The sequence below is a fragment of the Streptomyces sp. NPDC004284 genome, assembly GCF_042874035.1.
Taxonomy (GTDB): Bacteria; Actinomycetota; Actinomycetes; order Streptomycetales; family Streptomycetaceae; genus Streptomyces.
Map to the genome: position 1 here is coordinate 825,813 of NZ_JBIAMJ010000001.1, position 21,317 is coordinate 847,129.

14 protein-coding genes are annotated in these 21,317 nt (G+C 72.5%); 6 read left to right on the forward strand and 8 right to left on the reverse strand.

Annotation, left to right across the window (positions count from 1 at the left end; genetic code table 11):
- Nucleotides 1-117 precede the first annotated feature (117 nt).
- A complete protein-coding gene (treS, locus tag ACFYUS_RS03840) occupies nt 118-1,812 on the reverse strand; it encodes a maltose alpha-D-glucosyltransferase (RefSeq protein WP_388845338.1) in 1,695 nt (564 codons plus the stop codon).
- A complete protein-coding gene (locus tag ACFYUS_RS03845; RefSeq protein WP_388845340.1) occupies nt 1,809-3,794 on the reverse strand; it encodes an alpha-1,4-glucan--maltose-1-phosphate maltosyltransferase in 1,986 nt (661 codons plus the stop codon). Before ACFYUS_RS03845 ends, treS begins: the two co-directional genes overlap by 4 nt.
- Before the next feature lie 389 nt (nt 3,795-4,183).
- Here ACFYUS_RS03845 and glgP point away from each other — a divergent pair, with 389 nt between their 5' ends.
- Complete coding sequence (gene glgP, locus ACFYUS_RS03850) at nt 4,184-6,733, forward strand: alpha-glucan family phosphorylase (protein ID WP_388845343.1); 2,550 nt, start codon at nt 4,184-4,186, stop codon at nt 6,731-6,733.
- 12 nt (nt 6,734-6,745) lie between these two features.
- Here glgP and ACFYUS_RS03855 read toward each other — a convergent pair whose 3' ends face one another.
- The 4 genes from ACFYUS_RS03855 to ACFYUS_RS03870 form a co-directional block, all read right to left on the reverse strand.
- Complete coding sequence (locus ACFYUS_RS03855) at nt 6,746-8,254, reverse strand: sensor histidine kinase (RefSeq protein WP_388845346.1); 1,509 nt, start codon at nt 8,252-8,254, stop codon at nt 6,746-6,748.
- Nucleotides 8,247-8,906, reverse strand: coding sequence for a response regulator (locus ACFYUS_RS03860; protein ID WP_388845349.1), 660 nt, complete (start codon nt 8,904-8,906; stop codon nt 8,247-8,249). The genes ACFYUS_RS03855 and ACFYUS_RS03860 overlap by 8 nt, the downstream gene beginning before the upstream one ends.
- 79 nt (nt 8,907-8,985) lie before the next feature.
- Nucleotides 8,986-11,016 (reverse strand): M4 family metallopeptidase, encoded by a 2,031-nt coding sequence (locus tag ACFYUS_RS03865; RefSeq protein ID WP_388845352.1) that lies wholly within the window; start codon nt 11,014-11,016, stop codon nt 8,986-8,988.
- A gap of 247 nt (nt 11,017-11,263) precedes the next feature.
- Entirely contained in the window at nt 11,264-12,169 is a 906-nt protein-coding gene (locus ACFYUS_RS03870; protein WP_388845355.1) for a TetR/AcrR family transcriptional regulator C-terminal domain-containing protein, read from the reverse strand.
- Nucleotides 12,170-12,295: 126 nt separating this feature from the next.
- Here ACFYUS_RS03870 and ACFYUS_RS03875 point away from each other — a divergent pair, with 126 nt between their 5' ends.
- The gene (locus tag ACFYUS_RS03875) at nt 12,296-13,780 is read left to right on the forward strand and encodes an MFS transporter (protein WP_388845358.1); all 1,485 of its coding nucleotides are present in this window, start codon (nt 12,296-12,298) and stop codon (nt 13,778-13,780) included.
- Between the two features lie 137 nt (nt 13,781-13,917).
- Here ACFYUS_RS03875 and ACFYUS_RS03880 read toward each other — a convergent pair whose 3' ends face one another.
- Entirely contained in the window at nt 13,918-15,741 is a 1,824-nt protein-coding gene (locus ACFYUS_RS03880; RefSeq protein WP_388845361.1) for an ABC transporter ATP-binding protein, read from the reverse strand.
- A complete protein-coding gene (locus ACFYUS_RS03885) occupies nt 15,738-17,525 on the reverse strand; it encodes an ABC transporter ATP-binding protein (RefSeq protein WP_388845364.1) in 1,788 nt (595 codons plus the stop codon). Before ACFYUS_RS03885 ends, ACFYUS_RS03880 begins: the two co-directional genes overlap by 4 nt.
- 169 nt (nt 17,526-17,694) lie before the next feature.
- Here ACFYUS_RS03885 and ACFYUS_RS03890 point away from each other — a divergent pair, with 169 nt between their 5' ends.
- The 4 genes from ACFYUS_RS03890 to ACFYUS_RS03905 are packed head-to-tail and all read left to right on the forward strand — an operon-like array spanning nt 17,695 to nt 21,303.
- Nucleotides 17,695-18,597 (forward strand): ABC transporter ATP-binding protein, encoded by a 903-nt coding sequence (locus ACFYUS_RS03890; RefSeq protein ID WP_388845368.1) that lies wholly within the window; start codon nt 17,695-17,697, stop codon nt 18,595-18,597.
- Nucleotides 18,597-19,349 carry an ABC transporter permease gene (locus ACFYUS_RS03895; protein WP_388845371.1) on the forward strand — a complete coding sequence of 251 codons (753 nt, stop codon included), beginning with the start codon at nt 18,597-18,599 and terminating at the stop codon, nt 19,347-19,349. The genes ACFYUS_RS03890 and ACFYUS_RS03895 overlap by 1 nt, the downstream gene beginning before the upstream one ends.
- Before the next feature lie 14 nt (nt 19,350-19,363).
- Entirely contained in the window at nt 19,364-20,662 is a 1,299-nt protein-coding gene (locus ACFYUS_RS03900; protein ID WP_388845373.1) for a sensor histidine kinase, read from the forward strand.
- Nucleotides 20,659-21,303, forward strand: a complete 645-nt coding sequence (locus ACFYUS_RS03905; protein WP_388845376.1) for a response regulator — start codon at nt 20,659-20,661, stop codon at nt 21,301-21,303. The genes ACFYUS_RS03900 and ACFYUS_RS03905 overlap by 4 nt, the downstream gene beginning before the upstream one ends.
- Nucleotides 21,304-21,317 lie beyond the last annotated feature (14 nt).

The window sequence follows — 21,317 nt, forward strand, 5'->3', positions numbered from 1 at the left end:
CCGGCAAGAAGGCCCGGATGGACCTGGATCGTGGCGTGGATCGTGTGTCGTTCACAGTGCCCGGAGTGGGACGGAGGTAACCGCCCCACCCGGGTTCGTACGGGAACTGGCCGTCGCTCAGGCCTTCTTGAGACGGAACCAGTAGAAGCCGTGTCCCGCAAGGGTCAGGAGGTAGGGCAGCTGGCCGATGGCCGGGAACTGCACCCCGCCGATCAGCTCCACGGGCCGGGTGCCGTCGAAGCGGCGCAGGTCGAGCTCGGTCGGCTGCGCGTGCCGCGAGAAGTTGTTCACGCACAGCACGAGGTCGTCGCCGTCTTCGCGCAGGAACGCCAGCACCGCCGGGTTGGAGGCCGGGAGTTCCGTGTACGTCCCCGTCCCGAAGGCGCGGTTCTGCTTACGGATCTCGATCATCCGCTTCGTCCAGTGGAGGAGCGAGGACGGGGACGCCATCCCGGCTTCGACGTTCGTCACCTGGTAGCCGTGGACGGGGTCCATGATGGCCGGCAGGTAGAGCCGTCCCGGGTCGCAGGAGGAGAAGCCCGCGTTCCGGTCGGGGGTCCACTGCATCGGGGTCCGCACCCCGTCCCGGTCGCCCAGCCAGATGTTGTCGCCCATGCCGATCTCGTCGCCGTAGTAGAGCACCGGCGAGCCGGGCAGCGAGAAGAGCAGCGCGGTGAACAGCTCCATCTGCTTGCGGTCGTTGTCGAGGAGCGGGGCGAGCCGCCGCCGGATGCCGATGTTGGCCCGCATGCGCGGGTCCTTGGCGTACTCGGCGTACATGTAGTCGCGCTCTTCGTCCGTGACCATTTCGAGGGTGAGCTCGTCGTGGTTGCGCAGGAAGATGCCCCACTGGCAGCCGGAGGGGATCTCCGGGGTCTTCGCCAGGATCTCGGAGACCGGGTAGCGGGACTCGCGCCGCACGGCCATGAAGATGCGCGGCATGACCGGGAAGTGGAAGGCCATGTGGCACTCGTCGCCGCCGGAGCGGAAGTCGCCGAAGTAGTCGACGACGTCCTCCGGCCACTGGTTGGCCTCGGCGAGCAGCACCGTGTCCGGGTAGTGGTCGTCGATCTCCTTGCGGACCTGCTTGAGGAAGCCGTGGGTGGCCGGGAGGTTCTCGCAGTTGGTGCCCTCCTGCTGGTACAGGTACGGCACCGCGTCGAGCCGGAAGCCGTCGATCCCCAGGTCCAGCCAGAACTTCAGCGCGGAGAGGATCTCCTCCTGCACCGCCGGGTTCTCGTAGTTGAGGTCCGGCTGGTGCGAGAAGAACCGGTGCCAGTAGTACTGCTTGCGGACCGGGTCGAAGGTCCAGTTGGACGTCTCGGTGTCGACGAAGATGATCCGGGCGTCCGCGTACTGCTTGTCGTCGTCCGCCCAGACGTAGTAGTCCCCGTACGGGCCGTCCGGGTCGCGCCGCGACTCCTGGAACCACGGGTGCTGGTCGCTGGTGTGGTTCATGACGAAGTCGATGACCACGCGCATCCCGCGCTGGTGGGCCGCGTCGACGAACTCCACGAAGTCGGCGAGGTCGCCGAACTCGGGGAGCACCGACGTGTAGTCGGCGACGTCGTAGCCGCCGTCCCGCAGCGGGGACTTGAAGAACGGCGGCAGCCAGAGGCAGTCCACGCCCAGCCACTGGAGGTAGTCCAGCTTGGACGTGATGCCCTTCAGGTCGCCGACGCCGTCGCCGTTGCTGTCCTGGAAGGAGCGGACGAGGACCTCGTAGAACACCGCCCGCTTGAACCAGTCGGGATCGCGGTCCTTGGCGGGGGTGTCCTCGAAGGTGTCGGGGACGGGCTCGTTGACAGTCATGTGGTGGGTGACCCTCCGGTCTGCGGGGACGGTCGCAGGGCGAGTACGTGCGCGGGCGTGACACCCGGCTCTAGGCGCACGTAAGCGGCCCTGCCCCAGTGATAGGTCTCGCCGGTGAGCTCGTCGCGCACCGGCACGGTCTCGTGCCAGTCGAGGCCGAGTTCCGGCATGTTCAACGAGAGTGAAGCCTCCTGGGTGTGGTGCGGGTCGAGGTTGACGACCACCAGAACGATGTTCGAACCCGAGCGCTTCGAGTACGCGATCACCTGCGGGTTGTCGGTGTCGTGGAAGGTCAGGTTCCGCAGCCGGCGGAGGGCCGGGTGGCGGCGCCTGATCCGGTTCAGGGCGGTGATCAGCGGGGTGATCGTCGCCCCCGCCCGCTCCGCCGACTCCCAGTCGCGGGGCCTGAGTTCGTACTTCTCCGAGTCGAGGTACTCCTCGCTGCCGTCCCGCAGCGGGGCGTTCTCGCACAGCTCGTACCCGGCGTACATGCCCCAGGACGGGGAGAGCGTCGCCGCGAGCACCGCGCGCGCCTCGAACGCGGGCCGGCCGCCCTCCTGGAGGTAGGCGTGCAGGATGTCGGGGGTGTTCACGAAGAAGTTCGGCCGCATCAGCGCGGCCGTCTCCCCGGACAGCTCGGTGAGGTACTCCGTCAGCTCCTCCTTGGTGTTGCGCCAGGTGAAGTACGTGTACGACTGCTGGAAACCGATCGCGCCGAGCGTCCGCATCATCGCCGGGCGGGTGAACGCCTCCGCCAGGAAGATCACGTCCGGGTCGGCCCGGTTGATCTCGCCGATCACCCGCTCCCAGAACACCACCGGCTTGGTGTGCGGGTTGTCGACGCGGAAGATCCGCACCCCGTGGTCCATCCAGAACCGCAGGATCCGCACGGTCTCCGCGACGATCCCGTCCATGTCCCTGTCGAACGCGATCGGATAGATGTCCTGGTACTTCTTCGGCGGGTTCTCCGCGTACGCGATCGAGCCGTCCGGGCGGTGGTGGAACCAGTCCGGGTGCTTCTCCACCCACGGGTGGTCCGGGGAGCACTGGAGCGCGAAGTCGAGCGCGATCTCCAGGCGCAGCTCCCGGGCCCGCGCCACGAACGCGTCGAAGTCCTCGAAGGTCCCCAGGTCCGGGTGGAGCGCGTCGTGCCCGCCCTCCGGCGAGCCGATCGCCCACGGCACGCCCACGTCGCTCGGCGACGCCGACAGGGAGTTGTTCGGTCCCTTGCGGTGGGTCTCGCCGATCGGGTGCACCGGCGGCAGGTAGACGACGTCGAAGCCCATCGCGGCGACCGCCGGGAGCCGTTCGGCCGCGGTGCGGAAGTTCCCCGGGACCGTACGCCCCTTCACCTTCCGCACGCCCTCCGAGCGCGGGAAGAACTCGTACCAGGAGCCGAACAGGGCCCGCTCGCGCTCCACCTGGAGCGGCAACGCGGGTGAGGAGGAGAGCAGTTCGCGCAGCGGGTGGCGGTCCAGGGCGTCGACCACCTGCGGGGCGAGCGCCGCCGCGAGCCGCACCGCGGCCGGGCGGGACGGGTCGCGCAGCGTGTCCGCCGCCGCGAGCACGGCCTCCCGGCCGCCGCCCTTCTTCGGGACGCCCTTCGCGGCCCGCTCGTGCAGCTCGGCCCCCTCGGCGAGGACCAGTTCGGAGTCGATCCCGGCCGGGATCTTGATCCGCGCGGTGTGGCGCCAGGTGGCCACCGGGTCGCTCCATGCCTCCACGGTGTACGTCCAGGAGCCCTCGGCGTCCGGGGTGACCTCGGCCCCCCACCGGTCGGTGCCCGGGGCCAGTTCGCGCATCGGGGTCCAGGGGCCGGGGCGGCCCGAGGGGCCGCGCAGCACGACATTGGCGGCGACCGCGTCGTGGCCCTCGCGGAAGACGGTCGCCGTCACCTCGAAGGACTCTCCGGCCACCGCCTTCGCGGGGCGGCGACCGCAGTCGACCAACGGGCGGACGTCCAGTACGGGAATGCGTCCCATGAGCGGATTCACGGCATCACCTGACGGGTTACGGGGGTGCGGGTGGTGGTGCGCTCTTTCTAGCTCCGTCGACGGCCGGCGGGTTGCGGGCATGACGGCTCCTGTCCGCGTTCACTCGGATGGCGGGTCCACAGGGATGAACGAGGGTTACTGGGAGACGGGTTCGGGGGCGTACCGGGGGAGCCTTCCCCCGGTTCTCGGGTGGGCAATCCGGCGCTTTGTTAACTACTCGGGCGTAGCCGTTTCGGCAAGCGCGCGAACAGGCCGGGGTGTGACTGGGGCGCTCTGGTGGGGGCCGTCGGGGTGGCCTAACCTTCCGGGACGACAGTCGCGGACGCACAGCGTGGTGCTTTCGCTCCGTTCCGTCACGGCCTGCGAAGGTGGACAACGTGAAGGCAATCCGTCGATTCACCGTGCGTCCCGTCCTCCCCGACACCCTTCGACCCCTCGCCGACCTCGCGCAGAACCTGCGCTGGTCCTGGCACGAGCCCACCCGGGCGCTCTTCGCGTCCCTCGCCCCCGAGAGCCCGGCAGGCACCGACCCCGTCCGGATCCTCGGCGCCCTCGAAGCGCCCCGGCTCGCCGCGCTCGCCGCCGACCAGGAGTTCCTGGCGCGGCTGCGGGTGGCCGCCGAGGACCTCGACCAGTACCTGCACGCCCCCCGCTGGTACCAGGGCCGGCCCGGCGACGCCCCGGCCGCCGTCGCCTACTTCTCGCCCGAGTTCGGCGTCGCCGCGGCCCTGCCCCAGTACTCCGGCGGCCTCGGCATCCTCGCCGGCGACCACCTCAAGTCCGCGAGCGACCTCGGCGTCCCGCTGATCGGCGTCGGCCTGCTCTACCGGCACGGCTACTTCCGGCAGTCCCTCGGCCGGGACGGCTGGCAGCAGGAGCAGTACCCCGTCCTCGACCCCGACGAGCTGCCCGTCACGCTGCTCCGCGAGGCCGACGGCACCCCCGCCCGGATCACCCTCGCCCTGCCGGGAGGCCGCAGCCTCCACGCCCATCTGTGGACCGCCCGCGTCGGCCGCGTCCCGCTGCTCATGCTCGACTCCGACGTCGAGGAGAACGCCCCCGGCGAACGGAGCGTCACCGACCGGCTGTACGGCGGCGGCAGCGAGCACCGGCTCCTCCAGGAGATGCTCCTCGGCATCGGCGGCGTCCGCGCCGTCCGCACGTACACCCGGCTCACCGGCCACCCCGCCCCCGAGGTCTTCCACACCAACGAGGGCCACGCCGGCTTCCTCGGTCTCGAACGCGTCCGTGAACTCGGCGGCGAGGGGCTCGACTTCGACGCCGCCCTGGAGGTCGTCCGGGCCGGCACCGTCTTCACCACCCACACCCCCGTCCCCGCCGGCATCGACCGCTTCGACCGGGCCCTCGTCGCCCGCCACCTCGGCGAGGACGGCGCCCTCCCCGGCGTCGACCTCGGCCGGATCCTCGCCCTCGGCGACGAGACCCCCCTCGGCGGCGAACCCGGCGTCTTCAACATGGCCGCCATGGGCCTGCGCCTCGCCCAGCGCGCCAACGGCGTCTCCACCCTCCACGGTGCCGTCAGCCGCTCCATGTTCGCCGGACTCTGGCCGGGCTTCGACGCCGACGAGGTGCCCATCACCTCCATCACCAACGGCGTCCACGCCCCCACCTGGGTCGCCCCCGAGGCCGCCCGGCTCGGGCCGGACGCGGGCGACCGGGAGCTGTGGGAGCTGCGCCGCACCCTCCGCGAACGGCTCGTCGCCGACGTACGGGACCGGCTGCGGGCCTCCTGGCGGCAGCGCGGCGCGGCCGCCGCCGAACTCGGCTGGACCGAGACCGTCCTCGACCCCGACGTCCTCACCATCGGCTTCGCCCGCCGCGTCCCCTCGTACAAGCGGCTCACCCTGATGCTCCGCGACAAGGACCGGCTGCGGGCGCTGCTCCTCCACCCCGAGCGGCCCGTGCAGCTCGTCGTCGCCGGCAAGGCCCACCCCGCCGACGACGGCGGGAAGCGGCTCGTGCAGGAACTCGTCCGCTTCGCCGACGACCCCCGGGTCCGGCACCGCATCGTCTTCCTGCCCGACTACGGCATGGAGATGGCCCGCGGCCTCTACCCCGGCTGCGACGTCTGGCTCAACAACCCCCTGCGCCCCCTGGAGGCCTGCGGTACGAGCGGGATGAAGGCCGCCCTCAACGGCTGCCTCAACCTCTCCGTCCTCGACGGCTGGTGGGACGAGTGGTACGAGCCCGAATTCGGCTGGGCCATCCCCACCGCCGACGGCGCGGCCGCCGCCGACGAGGAGCGCCGCGACGACCTGGAGGCCGCCGCCCTCTACGAGCTCATCGAGCGCCGGGTCGCCCCCCGCTTCTACGACCGCGGCCCCGACGGCGTCCCGTCCGGCTGGACGGCGATGGTCCGGCGCACCCTCGCCGACCTCGGCCCGAAGGTGCTCGCCGACCGGATGGTCCGCGAGTACGTCGAGAAGCTGTACGTGCCCGCCGCCGGCGCCCGCCGGGCCCTCGGTCCGGACCGGGCGCGGGACCTCGCCGCCTGGAAGGCCCGGGTCCGGGAGGCCTGGCCGGCGGTGGCCGTGGACCACGTGGAGATCGGCGACGACCTCGCCGAGGCGGACGCCGAACTCGGCGCGACGCCCGTCGTCCGCGTCCGGGTCGCGCTCGGCGGCCTCGGGACGGACGACGTCGAGGTGCAGGCCGTCACCGGCCGCGTCGACGCCGACGACACCCTCGCCGCCACCCGCACCGTCACCCTCAAGCCGGCGGGCGGCCCCGACCTGGACGGGCGGCAGCCCTACGCCGGCACCCTGGAGCTCGACCGCACCGGCTCCTTCGGCTGCACCGTCCGCGTCCTGCCCGCCCACCCGCTGCTCGCCCACCCGGCCGAGCTCGGCCTCGCGGCCCTGCCGGAGGAGTCCACGGGGGAGGGGGCGGGGGTGCTCCTGAGGTAGCGCAGGGTCCTCCTAGGGCACCTTCGCCTTGTCGGCGAGGTGCCCGTCGACGAAGCAGAGCCGGTACACCGGGATCGCGGCCAGCATCGTGGACCGGTAGTACCGGCATTCGTCCACGCCCGGCGGCTCCGCCGGGGTGCGCTGCGGCGGGCCGTCCAGCGGGCGGGCCGGCCAGTCCTCGGCGCTCTCGGCGATCTCCTTGAGCGACTGCCCGATCCGCAGCCCCGCGTAGTCCTCCGGCTCCAGGTACGACTGGGCCTGCGTCCACACGGCGACCCCGCCCATCAGCAGACCGAGCGCGCCGAGCAGCGCCAGCGGGATCCAGATCGCCCGCGCCAGCCCCTTGCGGACCTCGCGCCGCGCCCGGTCCAGCTCCCGCGCCGAGGTCGGCGCGGCCGGCAGCGGCGCCGGGGGGTTCCGGGGCAGGACGGCCTCCAGGACGAACCCGCCGTCCCCGGCACCCCGGCGCGTCAGCGAACCCCCGGCGAGCCGCACCCGCTCGTCGAGCCCGACGAGCCCGGTGCCACCGGAGGCCAGGCCCGGAGGGGCGGTGCTGCCCGGACCGCTCGCCACCCTGACCCGTACGTTCGGGCCGTCCCCGGTGACCGCGACCGAGACCGCCGCGCCCGGCGCGTGCTTGGCCGCGTTCGTCAGGCCCTCCTGGACGACCCGGTGCAGGGCGAGGCCCGACATGCCGGGGAGCGTCGGCACGGGGGCCGGGGCGAGGGAGACGGAGAGGCCCGAGGCGCGGGCGCGGGAGACCAGCTCCTCGACGGTCTCCCCGGACGGGGTCGTCGGCGCCCCGGCGTCGTCCTCGCGGAGCACGCCGATGATGTCCCGGAGCCGGGCCGTCGCGTCCGCCGCCGCGCGCCGCAGTTCGCCGGCCGCGTGCTGCTGGGCGGGACCGAGCGCCGGATCGACCTCCAGGGCGCCCGCGCGGATCGCGATCAGGGCGAGGTCGTGGCCGAGGGAGTCGTGCATGTCGCCCGCGATCCGGGACCGTTCCCGCAGCCGCTCCCGGTCGGCGACGGCCGCCTGCTCCCGTTCCATCCGGTCGGCCAGCTCCCAGCCGCTCCGTACGAGCCGGTCGTACTGGCGGACGTAACGGCCGATCAGCCAGGGCGCCACGACCGCCAGGGCGAGCGTCAGCAGCAGCGTGAACCACTGGCCGAGGGAGGCGTGCGTGACCGCCGTCAGGAGCAGTCCCGCCGCCGCGACCGCGCCGAACAGCCACAGCGCCGCCCGGGTCTGCTCCTGCCGCCGTCCGGCGAGATAGCCGAAGGCGAGCAGGGCCAGGCTGTACGAGGCGGTGAACAGTTCCAGGGCGGAGGACAGGCTCACCGCGACCACGACCGCGACCGGCGCCAGCGGCCACCGCCGGCTGGCCGCGACGCAGCCGCCGAGGAGCGCCACGCCGACGGCGACCCCGGTCCAGCTCCCGCCGTCGTCCGGGTCCGACTTGAGCAGGACGGGGACGCACAGCAGCAGCCAGAGACCCAGGTCGAAGGCGCGTTCACGCATCGGGGACCAGGCCCGCCTCGTACGCCAGGACCGCGAGCTGGACCCGGTTGCGCAGGCCGAGCCTGCCGAGGACGGCGCTCACGTGCGCCTTGACCGTGCCTTCGACCACGTACATGCGGTCGGCGATCTCCTGGTTGGAGAGCCCGGCGCCGAGGAGCGCGACGACCTCCCGCTCCCGGCCCGTGAGGGGCTCCAGACGGGCCCGCGCCTCGGCCGCGCGGGAGAACCGCTCGCCGCCGCCGAGGGTGTCGATGACCCGCCGCGCGACCGTGGGGGAGAGGGCGGCGCCGCCGCCGGCCACGGCCCGGACCCCGGCGATCAGTTCGCGCGGGTCCCCGGCCTTGAGGAGGAAGCCGCTGACGCCGCTGCCGAGCGCCCGCGCGATGTACGCGTCCTCCGAGAAGGTGGTGAGCATGACGACGGCCGCGTCCGGCACCGTCGCGCGCAGCTCCGTGGCCGCGCCGAGCCCGTCGAGCCGGGGCATCCGGATGTCGAGCAGGACCACGTCGGGCCGGTGCTCGCGGGCGAGCTCGACGGCCTCGCGTCCGTCGCCGGCCTCGGCCACCACCTCGATCCCCGGGTCGGTGGCGAGGATCGCCCGCACTCCGGCCCGGATCATCGCCTCGTCGTCCGCAAGGAGCACCCTGATCATGCGGTCCAGGGTATGCAGACGCGCGGGCGCCCCGGAGGGAACGTTCCCTCCGGGGCGCCCGCTCCCGTGCGGTGGTGCTTTACGGGAAGGTCAGCTTGAAGCTGTTGATGTAGCCGGTGTCGGCGCCGGCCTTGTCCTGGGCCCGGAGCTTCCAGACGCCGTTCGCGACCTCGGAGGAGGCGTTCACGGTGAAGGTCTGCTGGATGTTGTCGGCGCTGCCGCCGACCCGGTTGGACAGGTTGTAGACCGAGCCGTCGGGGGCGATCAGGTCGACGACGAGGTCACCGCTCCAGGTGTGGATGATGTCCACGCCGACCTGGAGGTTGCTCGGAGCGTTTCCGGTGATGCCGGAGACGGTCACGGAGGAGGTCACCGCGGGGCCGGGGGAGTCCGGGATGGCGACGTCGGTGTCGTTGGTGAACACCGTGCCGCCGCCGGGGTTGCCGCCGCCGGAGCGCGCACCCACGTTGATCGCGGCGAAGGCGTCCTGGACGGCCGCGACCTCGGGGCTGCTCGCGCCGTACAGGTCGGTGGCCGCGGCGATGGCACCCGTGCGGGCGCCGGCGTAGTTGGTCGAGGAGTTGAACTTGGTGGTGAGCGCCTTGAACCAGATCAGGCGGGCCTTGTCGATGCCGATGCCGGTGACCGGCAGGCCGTCGGAGGTCGGCGAGTCGTAGTTCACGCCGTTGACGGTCTTGGCGCCGCTGCCCTCGGAGAGCAGGTAGAAGAAGTGGTTCGCCGGGCCCGAGGAGTAGTGGACGTCGACGTTGCCGATGCCCGAGTACCACGAGTCCTTGGACGCGCCGTCCTTGCTCGGCTTGTCCATGTAGCGCAGCGGGGTGCCGTTGCCGTTGATGTTGATCTTCTCGCCGACCAGGTAGTCGCCCGGGTCGGACGGGTTGTTGGCGTAGAACTCGACGGCCGCCGCGAAGATGTCCGAGGTGGCCTCGTTGAGGCCGCCGGACTCGCCGCTGTAGACCAGGCCGGCCGTGTTGGAGGTGACGCCGTGCGTCATCTCGTGCGCGGCCACGTCGATGGACGTGAGCGGCTTGGTGTTGCCCGAGCCGTCGCCGTAGGTCATGCAGAAGCAGGAGTCGTCCCAGAACGCGTTCACGTACGCGTTGCCGTAGTGGACGCGGGAGTACGCGCCGACGCCGTCACCGCGGATGCCGGAGCGGCCGTGGACGTTCTTGTAGTAGTCCCACGTGAGGGCGGCACCGTAGTGCGCGTCCGCGCCCGCGGTCTCCTTGTTGGACGGGAGGCCGTTGCCCCACGTGTCCGTGGTGTTGGAGAACAGCGTCCCGGTGCCCGACGTACCGCCGTTGAGGTTGTACGTCTTGTGGTTGCCGCGCGTGGTGTCGGTCAGCGTGTACGAGGGCGCGGTGCCGAGGGTCACCTGGCCGCTGTACATCGTGTTGCCGACGCCGGTCTCGATGCCCTGCCACTCGAACAGCTTCGCGCCGGACTTCGCGTCCGTGATGACGTGCAGCTGGTTCGGGGTGCCGTCCTTCTGGAGGCCGCCGACGACGGTCTCGTACGCGAGGACGGGGGCGCCCTTGGCCATCCACACGACCTTGCGCGGGGCGCGGTCGGCGGCGGTCTTCTTCGAGCCGTCCGCGGCGGCGAGGCCGAGGGCCTGCTTCTCGGCGGCGGCCGGGGCGACGACGGCGCTGAGGTCGACGTTCTTGAGCTCGGCGCGGTTGGCCTTGATGACGCCGGTGGTGGCGCCGGCCTTGCTCTCGTCGACGATCAGGTCGCCGCCGAGGACGGGCAGTCCGGCGTAGGTGCGCTCGTACCGCGTGTGGGTCGTGCCGTCGCGGTCCTGGACGACGTCCTTGACGACGAGCTTCTCCTGGGCGCCGAGGTGGAGGGACTTGGCCGTGGCGGCCTTGTCGGCGTCCGCCGCCTTGATCAGCGCGGTGCGCTGGGCGGGGGAGAGGTCGGCCGGGAGCTTGCCCGGGTTGACCTTGCCGAGGGACTGCGCCGCGGTGGCGGCGGTCCCGAAGGTGCCGGCCGATGCGGGGCCGGCCTGCACGCCGAGGGTGAGCATGGCGGCGGCGGCGATCAGGGCGCCGGTCGCGGTGGCGCGACGGCTGGGCGTGGATCTCACGCAGACTCCTTAGGCGAGGGGGGTACCGGCGGACTTGGGTGGGCCCGTCCGGGCGGAGCAAGGAGAGCTGTGGAGCATGAAGTTGTACTTGTGACGCGTCACTCGTCCGGGTAGGAACCCGATCGGGTGACACGGTGAACGGTGGTGCGAAGAACCGGGGGAGAGACTGGCAGAACTGACGGGTACCTGTCAGGACCGCGTCGGCAAGTTGGCCGGAAACCGTCCGCTGCCCGAATGTCCGTGTTCGTTAACCGGACGTTTCGTCGATCAGGGTCGCGATGCCGTCCAGCGTTCTGCGGAGGCCGAATTCGAAGAGAGTCTCCAGGCTCAGTTCGAACCCCCCGTCATGGGCGATCGCATCGAGCAGGGGATACGGACCGCCCGACTGCACCGCGTCGAACCGTGGCTCGTTCTGTTCCATCCACTCGTCGTCCGACAGGCCCGTGTCGAGCCGCGCCTGCTCCTCCAGGTCGTGCGCCATCGCCAGGCCCTGGACGAACGCGAACAGCGTCAGATGCGCGTGCAGTTTCTGCGACGACGACAACGGCGTCCTCCACAGCACCGCCAGCACCCACTCCGTGTACGCCATCGCGTTCGGCGTGGCCACCGGTCGCGTGAGCGTGGCCATCGCCTGTGCCATCCACCGGTGCCGCGCGAACACCTCGCGCATCCAGTGCGCCGCCCGCTCCAGGCCCTCCCGCCAGTCCGCCGGCACCGGCCCGAGCGGCGCCTCCCCGCAGGCCTCGTCCGTCATCAGCCGCACCAGCTCGCCCTTGCCCGGAACATGCCGGTACAGCGCCATCGCCGACGTGTCCAGGAGCGTCGCCAGCCGGCGCATCGTCAGGGCGTTCAGGCCCTCCGCGTCCGCGAGCTCCATCGCCGTACGCACGATGCGGGTCCGGGTGAGGGACGCCGGCGCGCCCTGTCGCGACCGCTTCGGGTCCGCCACCACCGTGCCGACGCCCGGCTCCACGCGCACCAGGCCCTCCTGGCGCAGCGCCGCCAGCGCCTTCGTCGCCGTCGCCATCGCCACGCCCCACTCGCGCGTGATCGCCCGCGTCGACGGCACCCGGTCGCCCGGAGCCAACTCCCTTGCGTGGATGCGGCGTCGGATCTCCGCGGCGATGGCCAGGTAGGGCGGTTCGGTCGGCACGGGGGGTGAGTGTACTAGTGCACCCGAGCGGTGTACGCCGGGGTGAAGTGCGGTTTCGGCAGGGCGGTGGACAGTGCACTAGGGCGTTCGTAGCGGTGTACTCGTCGGGTTGCTTCTCTGCCTCTCATGACACTCATCGCCGGCCCTTCCACGGCCGCAGAACCCGCCCGCGCCGGCCGGCGCGAATGGACCGCCCTCGGCGTCCTCATGCTCCCTCTCCTCCTCGTCTCCATGGACGTCTCCGTCCTCTACTTCGCGATCCCCTCCATCGCCGCCGACCTCCGGCCCGGCGCGACCCAGCAGCTGTGGATCCTCGACATGTACGGCTTCGTGCTCGCCGGACTCCTCGTCACCATGGGCTCCCTCGGCGACCGCGTCGGGCGCCGCAAGCTCCTCCTCTGCGGCGCGGCCCTCTTCGGCGCCGCGTCCGTCGCCGCCGCCTACGCCCACAGCCCCGGCGCCCTCATCGGCGCCCGCGCGCTCCTCGGCGCCGCCGGCGCCTGCCTCATGCCGTCCACCCTCGCCCTGATCCGCACCCTCTTCCAGGACCCGGCCCAGCGCGCCAAGGCCGTCACCCTGTGGACCACCGTCATGGCGAGCGGCATCTCTCTGGGGCCCGTCGTCAGCGGCGCGCTCCTCGGGCACTTCTGGTGGGGGTCCGTCTTTCTCGTCAACCTGCCCGCGATGGTGCTGCTGCTGGTGCTCGCGCCGGTCCTCCTCCGCGAGTCCAGGGGCGACGCCGGGGGCCGCTTCGACGTGTTCAGCGCCGGGCTCTCCCTCGCCGCTCTGCTGCCCGTGATCTACGGGGTCAAGGAGCTCGCCAAGGGGGGGTGGGCCGTCGTGCCCGCCTTGGGGATCGTTGTCGGGGTTCTGCTCGGGGTCGTCTTCGTGCGGCGGCAGGCGCGGCTCTCCCATCCCATGGTCGACCTGCGGCTCGTCCGTACCCCGGCGTACGGCGGGTCCGTCCTCGTCAGCCTGCTCGCCATGGCCGCCACCGTCGGCTTCGCCGTCTTCCTCACCCAGTACCTGCAGTCCGTCCTCGGGCAGAGCCCCCTCGAAGCGGCCCTCTGGAGCCTCGTCCCCGCCGGGGGCGTCATGGTTGCCGCGCCCCTCGCCGCGGCGCTCGCCCAGCGGGTGGACCGGGCCCACGTCATGGGTGGCGGGTTTCTCGTGTCCGCCGGCGGCTTCGCGTGGCTGGCCACGGTCGACCGCGCCACGCCCCTCTGGGTGGTCCTCGTCGGCAGCGCCGTCTACGCCTCCGGGCTGGTCTCCGCGCTGACCCTCGCCAACGAACTCGCCCTCGGCGCCGCGCCGCCCGAGCGGGCCGGTGCCGCTGCCGCCGTGCTCGAATCCGGGTCCGAGCTGGGCGGTGCGCTCGGGATGGCCGTCCTCGGGTCCATCGGCGCGGCCGTCTACACCGCGGCCATGCCCTCCTCGGCGCCGGCCGCCGCCCGGGAGACGCTGGGAGGTGCGCTGTCGGCTGCGCCCGGTGTTGTCGAGGCTGCTCGGAGCGCCTTCGTCGAGGCCATGTCCGGGGCGGCCGTGGGGGCCGCCGTGTTGATGCTCCTGGCCGCCGTGTCGTCGCTGGTGCTCCTGCGGCGGCGCGTCTGAGGCGGGTCGTCGGGGACGGGCAGGGGGTCGCGTCCGGGACTGCGTGATGTACGGCGCCGGGGCGCCACGAATCACGCTTCACGTCCCGAACACGACCCCCTGCCCGTCCCCCGCTTCTGTCCGATCGCCGCTCTCCCTCAGCCCACCAGGCTGTCCCGCCACGCCTGGTGCAGGCCCGCGTAGTGGCCCTCGCCGCCGACGAGTTCCGACGGGTGGCCGTCCTCGACGATCCGGCCCTGCTCCATCACGAGGACCCGGTCCGCCACCTCGACCGTGGACAGGCGGTGGGCGATCACCACTGCCGTACGGCCCGCGAGGACCGTGTCCATCGCCCGTTGCACCGCGCGTTCGCCCGGGACGTCCAGGGAGCTCGTCGCCTCGTCCAGGATCAGGACCGCCGGGTCCGCGAGCAGGGCGCGGGCGAACGCGACCAGTTGGCGCTGGCCCGCGGAGATGCGGCCGCCTCGTTTGCGGACGTCCGTGTCGTAGCCGTCGGGGAGGGTGGTGATGAAGTCGTGTGCCCCGATCGCCTTTGCCGCTTCTTCGATCTCGGCGCGTGTCGCCTCCGGGCGGCCGATGGCGATGTTGTCCGCGATCGTGCCCGAGAAGAGGAAGGCCTCCTGGGTGACCATCACTACGCCTCGGCGGAGGTCCGGGGTCGCCAGGTCTCGGAGGTCCACGCCGTCGAGTCGGACGTGGCCTTCCGTGGGGTCGTAGAAGCGGGCCAGCAGTTTCGCCAGGGTCGACTTGCCCGCGCCCGTGGCTCCTACGACGGCGACTGTCTGGCCTGCCGGGATCCTCAGGTCGAGGCGGGGGAGCACCTCGCCGCCCGTGCGGTAGGCGAAGCGGACGTGGGTGAAGGTGATCTCTCGGCCGGGTGTTCCCTCGCGGTGGGGGAGTTCCCGGGGAGTCGTCGTCTCCGGGACTCCTGGTTCCTGGGCGAGCAGGCCGGCGATCTTGGCGAGGGAGGCCGCTGCCGACTCGTACGAGTTCAGGAACATGCCGAGGCGGTCGATCGGGTCGTACAGGCGGCGCATGTAGAGGACCGCTGCCGCCAGGACGCCCAGTTCGAGCGTGCCGGCGGCCACGCGGTACGCGCCCCACAGGCACATGCCTGCCACCGCTGTGTTCGCGACCAGGCGGGAGCCGACCACGTAGCGGGCCATTTCGAGGAGGGCGTCGCCGTTGCTTCGTTCGTGGCGGTGGTTGAGGAGCGCGAATTCCGTGTCGTTGGTCTTCTCGCGGCGGAACGCGCGGACCGGGCGGATGCCGTTCATGGTCTCCGCGAACTTGACGATCACGCCCGCGATGGCCGTGGAGCGCTCCGCGTACACCCTGCCCGCGCGTGCCTGGTAGAGGCGGATGAGGAGGTAGAGGGGGGCGAAGGAGGCCACCGCCACCGCTCCGATGCCCCAGTCCAGCCAGAGGAGGACGAGGGAGATGGAGAGGAAGGAGAGGACTACGCCGATCAGTTCCTGGAGGCCCTCCGAGAGGAGTTCGCGGAGGGATTCGACGTCCGTGGTCGAGCGGGAGATCAGGCGGCCCGAGGTGTACCGCTCGTGGAAGTCGACGCTCAGCATCTGCGCGTGCCGGAAGATCCGGCCGCGCAGGTCGAGCAGCGCGGCCTGGTTGATCCTGGCCGCTCCGCGGACGAAGGCGTACTGGAGGACGCCCGAGAGGGAGGCGCAGAGGAGGTAGCCGGTCGCCACGGCGACGACCGGGCCGTGGTCTCCCGCGCGGAAGGCCGGGACGCCCCGGTCGATGGCGTACGCGACGAGCAGCGGGCCCGCCTGGAGCGCCGCCTCCCTGAGGAGGAGGACCAGGGCCATGACCACCAGGCGGGTGCGGTGGGGTGCGAGGAGGGAGCGGAGCAGGGCTCCCGTCGCTCCGGGCGGGGCCGGGAGGTCGTCCCGGTCGAAGGGGTCGGACGGTTCTTGGGTGGTCGGTGTGTTGTCCGTCATCGGTTGTCGTTTCCTTCGCCGGACATCAGCCAGGCGTACTCGGCGTTGCTGCGCAGCAGTTCCTGATGGGTGCCCACGGCCGCGATCCGGCCCCGGGAGAGCAGCGCGACCCGGTCGGCGAGCATCACCGTCGACGGGCGGTGCGCCACGACCAGGGCCGTCGTCTCCTTGAGGACCTCCCGCAGGGCCGCCTCGACCCGGGCCTCCGTGTGGACGTCGAGTGCCGAGAGCGGGTCGTCGAGGACGAGGAAGCGGGGTCTGCCGACCACGGCCCGGGCCAGGGCGAGGCGCTGGCGCTGACCGCCCGACAGGCTGAGGCCCTGCTCGCCGACCTGGGTCGCCGTGCCGTCCGGGAGCCGGTCGACGAAGCCGTCCGCCTGGGCGATGCCCAGGGCGCGGTGGAGTTCCTGATCGCCCGCTCCTTCCGCGCCCATCAGGACGTTCTCGCCGATGCTCGCCGAGAACAGCGTCGGTTCCTCGAAGGCCACGGAGACGAGGGAGCGGAGCTTCTCCCGTTCCATGAGGGAGATGTCCGCGCCGTCGAGGAGGATGCGGCCGGCCGTCGCCTCGTGCAGGCGCGGGACCAGGGCGGTGAGCGTGGTCTTGCCCGAGCCGGTGCCGCCGACCAGGGCCAGCGTTTCGCCGGGGCGGATGTGGAGGTCGATGCCGTCCAGGACGGGGGGCGTCTCCTCGGGGGCGTCCGGGTAGCGGAAGGTGACGTTCTCGAAGCGGACCCCGTCCGGGGTGGTGCCGGGCCGTGCGCTTCCGGTCGTCTCCGGTTCCTCCGGTTCCTCCGGGGAGTCCATCACCTCGAAGTAGCGTTCCGTCGCGGTCGCCGCCTCCTTGGTCATCGCGAGCAGGAAGGCGATCGACTCCACCGGCCAGCGCAGCGCCAGGGCCGTCGACAGGAAGGCGACGAGGGTGCCCGCCGACAGGTCGCCGTCGGCGACCTGCACCGTGCCGAGCACGAGGGCCGTGCCGATGGCCAGTTCCGGCAGGACGGTGACGACCGACCAGATCAAGGCGAGCAGCCGTGCCTTGGCCAGTTCCGTGCCGCGGAGGCCCTCCGCGAGCCGGCGGAACGCCTCCGCCTGGCTGCGGTGCCGGCCGAAGCCCTTCACGATCCGGATGCCGAGGACGCTCTCCTCGACGACGGTCGTCAGGTCGCCGACCTGGTCCTGGGCCGTGCGCGCCACCGTCCCGTACCGGCGCTCGAAGCGGCTGGAGACGAACACGAGGGGGAGCACGGGCGTGAGGAGGACCAGGCCGAGGGTCCAGTCCTGGGCGAGCAGGAGGACGTAACCGGCGAGGATCGTCACGCCGTTGACCAGGAGGAAGGTCAGCGGGAAGGCCAGGAACATCCGGACCAGCATCAGGTCCGTCGTCCCGCGCGAGAGCAGCTGCCCGGACGCCCAGCGGTCGTGGAAGGCGATCGGGAGGCGCTGGAGCCTGCCGTACAGGTCGGCGCGCATCCGGGCCTCCACGGAGGACAGCGGGCGTGCCACCAGCCAGCGGCGGTAGCCGAAGAGGCCGGCCTCGGCGATCCCCAGGAGCAGCAGGTACAGCGCCCCGAGCCAGACGCCCCCGGGGTCCCGGTCCGCGACGGGCCCGTCCACCATCCACTTCAGTACGAGGGGGATGACGAGCGACAGACAGGAGGCGACGATCGCGACGACCGCGGCCGTGATCAGCCGGCCCCGCACGGGCCGCACGTACGGCCAGAGGCGGAGCAGGACGCGGACCGTCGAGCGGTCGGGGGGCGGGGTGTGTGGTTTCTCGGGCATCAGGTCCGACCATACGGTTCGCCCCTGACGCGTCTCATCCGGTTTTCCGGCGGGGAGCGGTGCGTTCGTGCGGGCCGGTGGGTCGTATCCGGCATCGACCGATCGGATGATGCCGGTTCGAGCGCGATGGCCGATGGTCCGGGCTCCGCGTGCTCGGCAGGCTGAGGGCATGACAGCGATCGAGGTGCGGGGACTGCACAAGACGTACGACGGCCGGAAGGTCGTCGACGGGGTTTCCTTCGAGGTCGGCGAGGGGGAGATCTTCGGGATCCTCGGCCCCAACGGCGCCGGCAAGACGACCACCGTGGAGTGCGTGGAGGGCCTGCGGACCCCCGACGAGGGGTGGGTGCGGGTGTGCGGGTACGACCCCGCCACACAGCGGGACGAGCTCACCCGGGTGCTCGGGGTCCAGCTCCAGGAGAGCGAGCTGCAGGCCAAGCTGACCGTCCGTGAGGCGCTCGACCTGTACGCCTCCTTCTACGAGCGGCCCGCCGACCGGGGGGAGCTCGCCGAGCGGCTCGGGCTGCGCCCGCATCTGCGGACCCGGTTCGGGAAGCTGTCCGGGGGGCAGAAGCAGCGGCTGTTCATCGCCCTGGCGCTCCTCGGCACCCCCCGGGTCGTCGTGCTCGACGAGCTCACCACCGGGCTCGACCCGCGCGCCCGCCGCGAGGTGTGGACGCTCGTCGAGTCCCTCCGCGACGCCGGGGTGACCGTGCTGCTCGTCACCCACTTCATGGAGGAGGCGCAGCGGCTCTGCGACCGGATCGCCCTCCTCGACCGGGGGCGGATCTCCGCGCTGGACACCCCCGGCGGGCTGATCGGGCGTACGTCGGCCGCCAAGGAGATCTCCTTCGACGCCGGCACCCCGCTCGACCCGGGGGCGCTGCGGGCCCTGCCCGGTGCCGTGTCCGTCGGGACGGCGGACGGCCGGACGGTCGTCGCCGGCACGGAGGAGACCGTCGCCGCCTTCGTCTCGCTCCTCGCCCGCGAGGGCGTCATGGCCGGCCAGCTCCGGGTCACCGACGCCACCCTCGACGACGCCTACCTCGACCTGACGGGAACCGATCTGTGATGAGTGCCTCCAGCCCTGCCGCGGCCGTCCTGCGCACCGAGGCCCGCCTCTTCGGCCGCGAACCCGCCGCCCTGTTCTGGGTGATGGTCGCGCCGACCCTGCTGCTCGTGATCCTCGGCGGCCTGGTCCCCTCGTTCCGGGAGGTCTCCGCGGACCTCGGCGGGCGCCGCATGGTCGACCTGTACGTGCCCGTCGCCGTGCTCTTCGCCTTGATCATGGCCGCGGTCCAGGCCATGCCCCCCGTCCTCTCCGGCTACCGCGAGCGGGGCATCCTCCGCCGGATGTCCACCACCCCCGTCCGGCCCGGGGCGCTGCTCACCGCGCAGCTGGTGCTGCACGCCGTCGCCGCGGTCGTCTCCTCGCTGCTCGTGATCGCGGTCGGGCGGATCGCCTTCGGGGTCGCCCTGCCGGAGAACCTCGTGGGCTATGCCCTCGCGCTGCTCCTGGCCGTCGCCGCCGGGCTCGCCCTCGGGGCCGCCGTGTGCGCCGTGTCCCGCACGCAGAAGATCGCCACCGCCGTCGGCACCGTCGTCTTCTTCCCCATGATGTTCACGGCGGGTGTCTGGGTGCCGGTCCAGGCCATGCCGGATAGCCTGCAGCGGATCGTCCGGCTCAGCCCGCTGGGCGCCGCGTCGCAGGCCCTCGACTCGGCCGCTTCGGGCGGCTGGCCCGGCTGGGCCGCGCTGGGGGTGATGGCCCTGTGGACGGTCGTGCTCACCGGTGCCTCCGTGCGCTGGTTCCGCTGGGAGTGACGTAGGTGACGGACATGAGGGGCGAAGTGACCACGAGGACCGTGACGACCGTCGAGGAACGCCGGCTGCAGTTCTTCCGCTGGGCGCCGTACGGGCTGCTCGCCGTCGCCACGGTCCTCGCCCTCGCCACCGCCGACCGGGTCACCCCCGGCCGCATCGCCGTTCTCGTCGCCCTCCTCGCCGCGACCCTCGTCCTCCAGCTCTGGTGGACCCGCCGCGAGCGCGCCTTCGCCGCGAGCGAGCCGCCCGCGCCGGACATCCCCGGCGTCGTCCGCATCCCCGGCGCCCCCGGTCCCGCCTCCGTCACGTACTTCGTGCTGCGCACCGCGCTCGGGTTCACGCTCACCTGGGTGAGCCCGTTCTTCGCCGTCTTCGCCTGCGTCGGGTACTTCGACGCCTTCCACCTGCTGCCGCCCCGCCCCGCGTACGCCCGCGCCGGACTCCTCGCCGTGGCGCTGACGCTCGGCGGCTCGCAGTCGGGCGGGCTGCCGCCGCGGTCCACCGTCCAGTGGGCGGCGTTCGGCGGGCTGTTCGCGCTCAACGCCTGCCTCGCCCTCGGCCTCGCCCACCTCGGCGGCAAGGAGATCGAGAAGGCCGCCACGCTCGCCCGCACCAACGCCCGCCTGGAACAGGCCCTCGCCGAGAACGCGGCGCTCCAGGCGCAGCTCCTCGTGCAGGCCCGCGAGGCGGGCGTCGCCGACGAGCGGCGGCGGCTCGCCGCCGAGATCCACGACACCATCGCGCAGGGGCTCACCGGCGTCATCGCGCAGCTCCAGGTCGTCTCCATGGCCACCGATCCCGAGGTCGCCCGGGTCCACCTGGGCCGCGCCGCCGACCTCGCCCGGCACAGCCTCGGCGAGGCCCGCCGCTCCGTGCGGAACCTCGGCCCGGTCGCCCTGGAGCACGACGACCTCCCGGAGGCCCTCCGCAAGACGGTCGCCGACTGGGCCGAACGCACCGGCGTCGACACCCGGTTCACCGTCACCGGCACCGAGGCGCCGCTGCACGACGAGGTCGCCGCGACCCTGCTGCGGATCGCCCAGGAGGCCCTGTCCAACGCGGCGCGCCACTCCGGCGCCGGCCGGGCCGGCGTCACCCTCTCCTACATGGGCGACGAGATCACCCTGGACGTACGGGACGACGGGCGCGGCTTCGATCCGCTCGCCCGGCCCGAACGCGGCGGCGACGGCGGCGGGTTCGGGCTCGACGGCATGCGGGCCCGCGCGGAGCGCCTCGCCGGCACGGTCACCGTGGAGACCGCGCCGGGCGAGGGCACGGCGATCTCCGCTCGCGTACCGTTGGGCGCGCCATGACTGACATCACGCTCCTGATCGTCGACGACCATCCCGTCGTACGGGACGGCCTGCGCGGCATGTTCGCCGCCGAGGGCTCCGGCTTCCGCGTCCTCGGCGAGGCCCCCGACGGCGTCCGGGGCGTCGAACTCGCCCTGGAACTCGATCCCGACGTCGTCCTCATGGACCTGCGCATGCCCGGGGGCGGGGGCGTCGACGCGATCGCCGAGCTCACCCGGCGCGGGGCCCGCTCCCGGGTCCTCGTCCTCACCACGTACGACACGGACACGGACACCCTCCCCGCGATCGAGGCCGGCGCGACCGGCTACCTCCTGAAGGACGCTCCCCGCGAGGAGCTCTTCGCGGCGGTGCGGGCCGCGGCCGAGGGCCGCACGGTCCTCTCCCCGGCCGTCGCCTCCCGTCTGGTGACGGCGGTCCGCGCCCCTTCCTCCTCCTCCGACGGCGCCCTCTCCGCCCGGGAGGCCGAGATCCTCGCCCTCGTCGCGAAGGGCACCGCGAACCGTGCCATCGCGGCGGAGCTCTTCATCAGCGAGGCGACGGTGAAGACCCATCTCACCCACATCTACGCCAAGCTGGGCGTCAACGACCGGGCCTCCGCCGTCGCCACCGGCTACGAACGGGGCATCCTGGGCGGCGCCTGAGCCGGTGCGGGCGG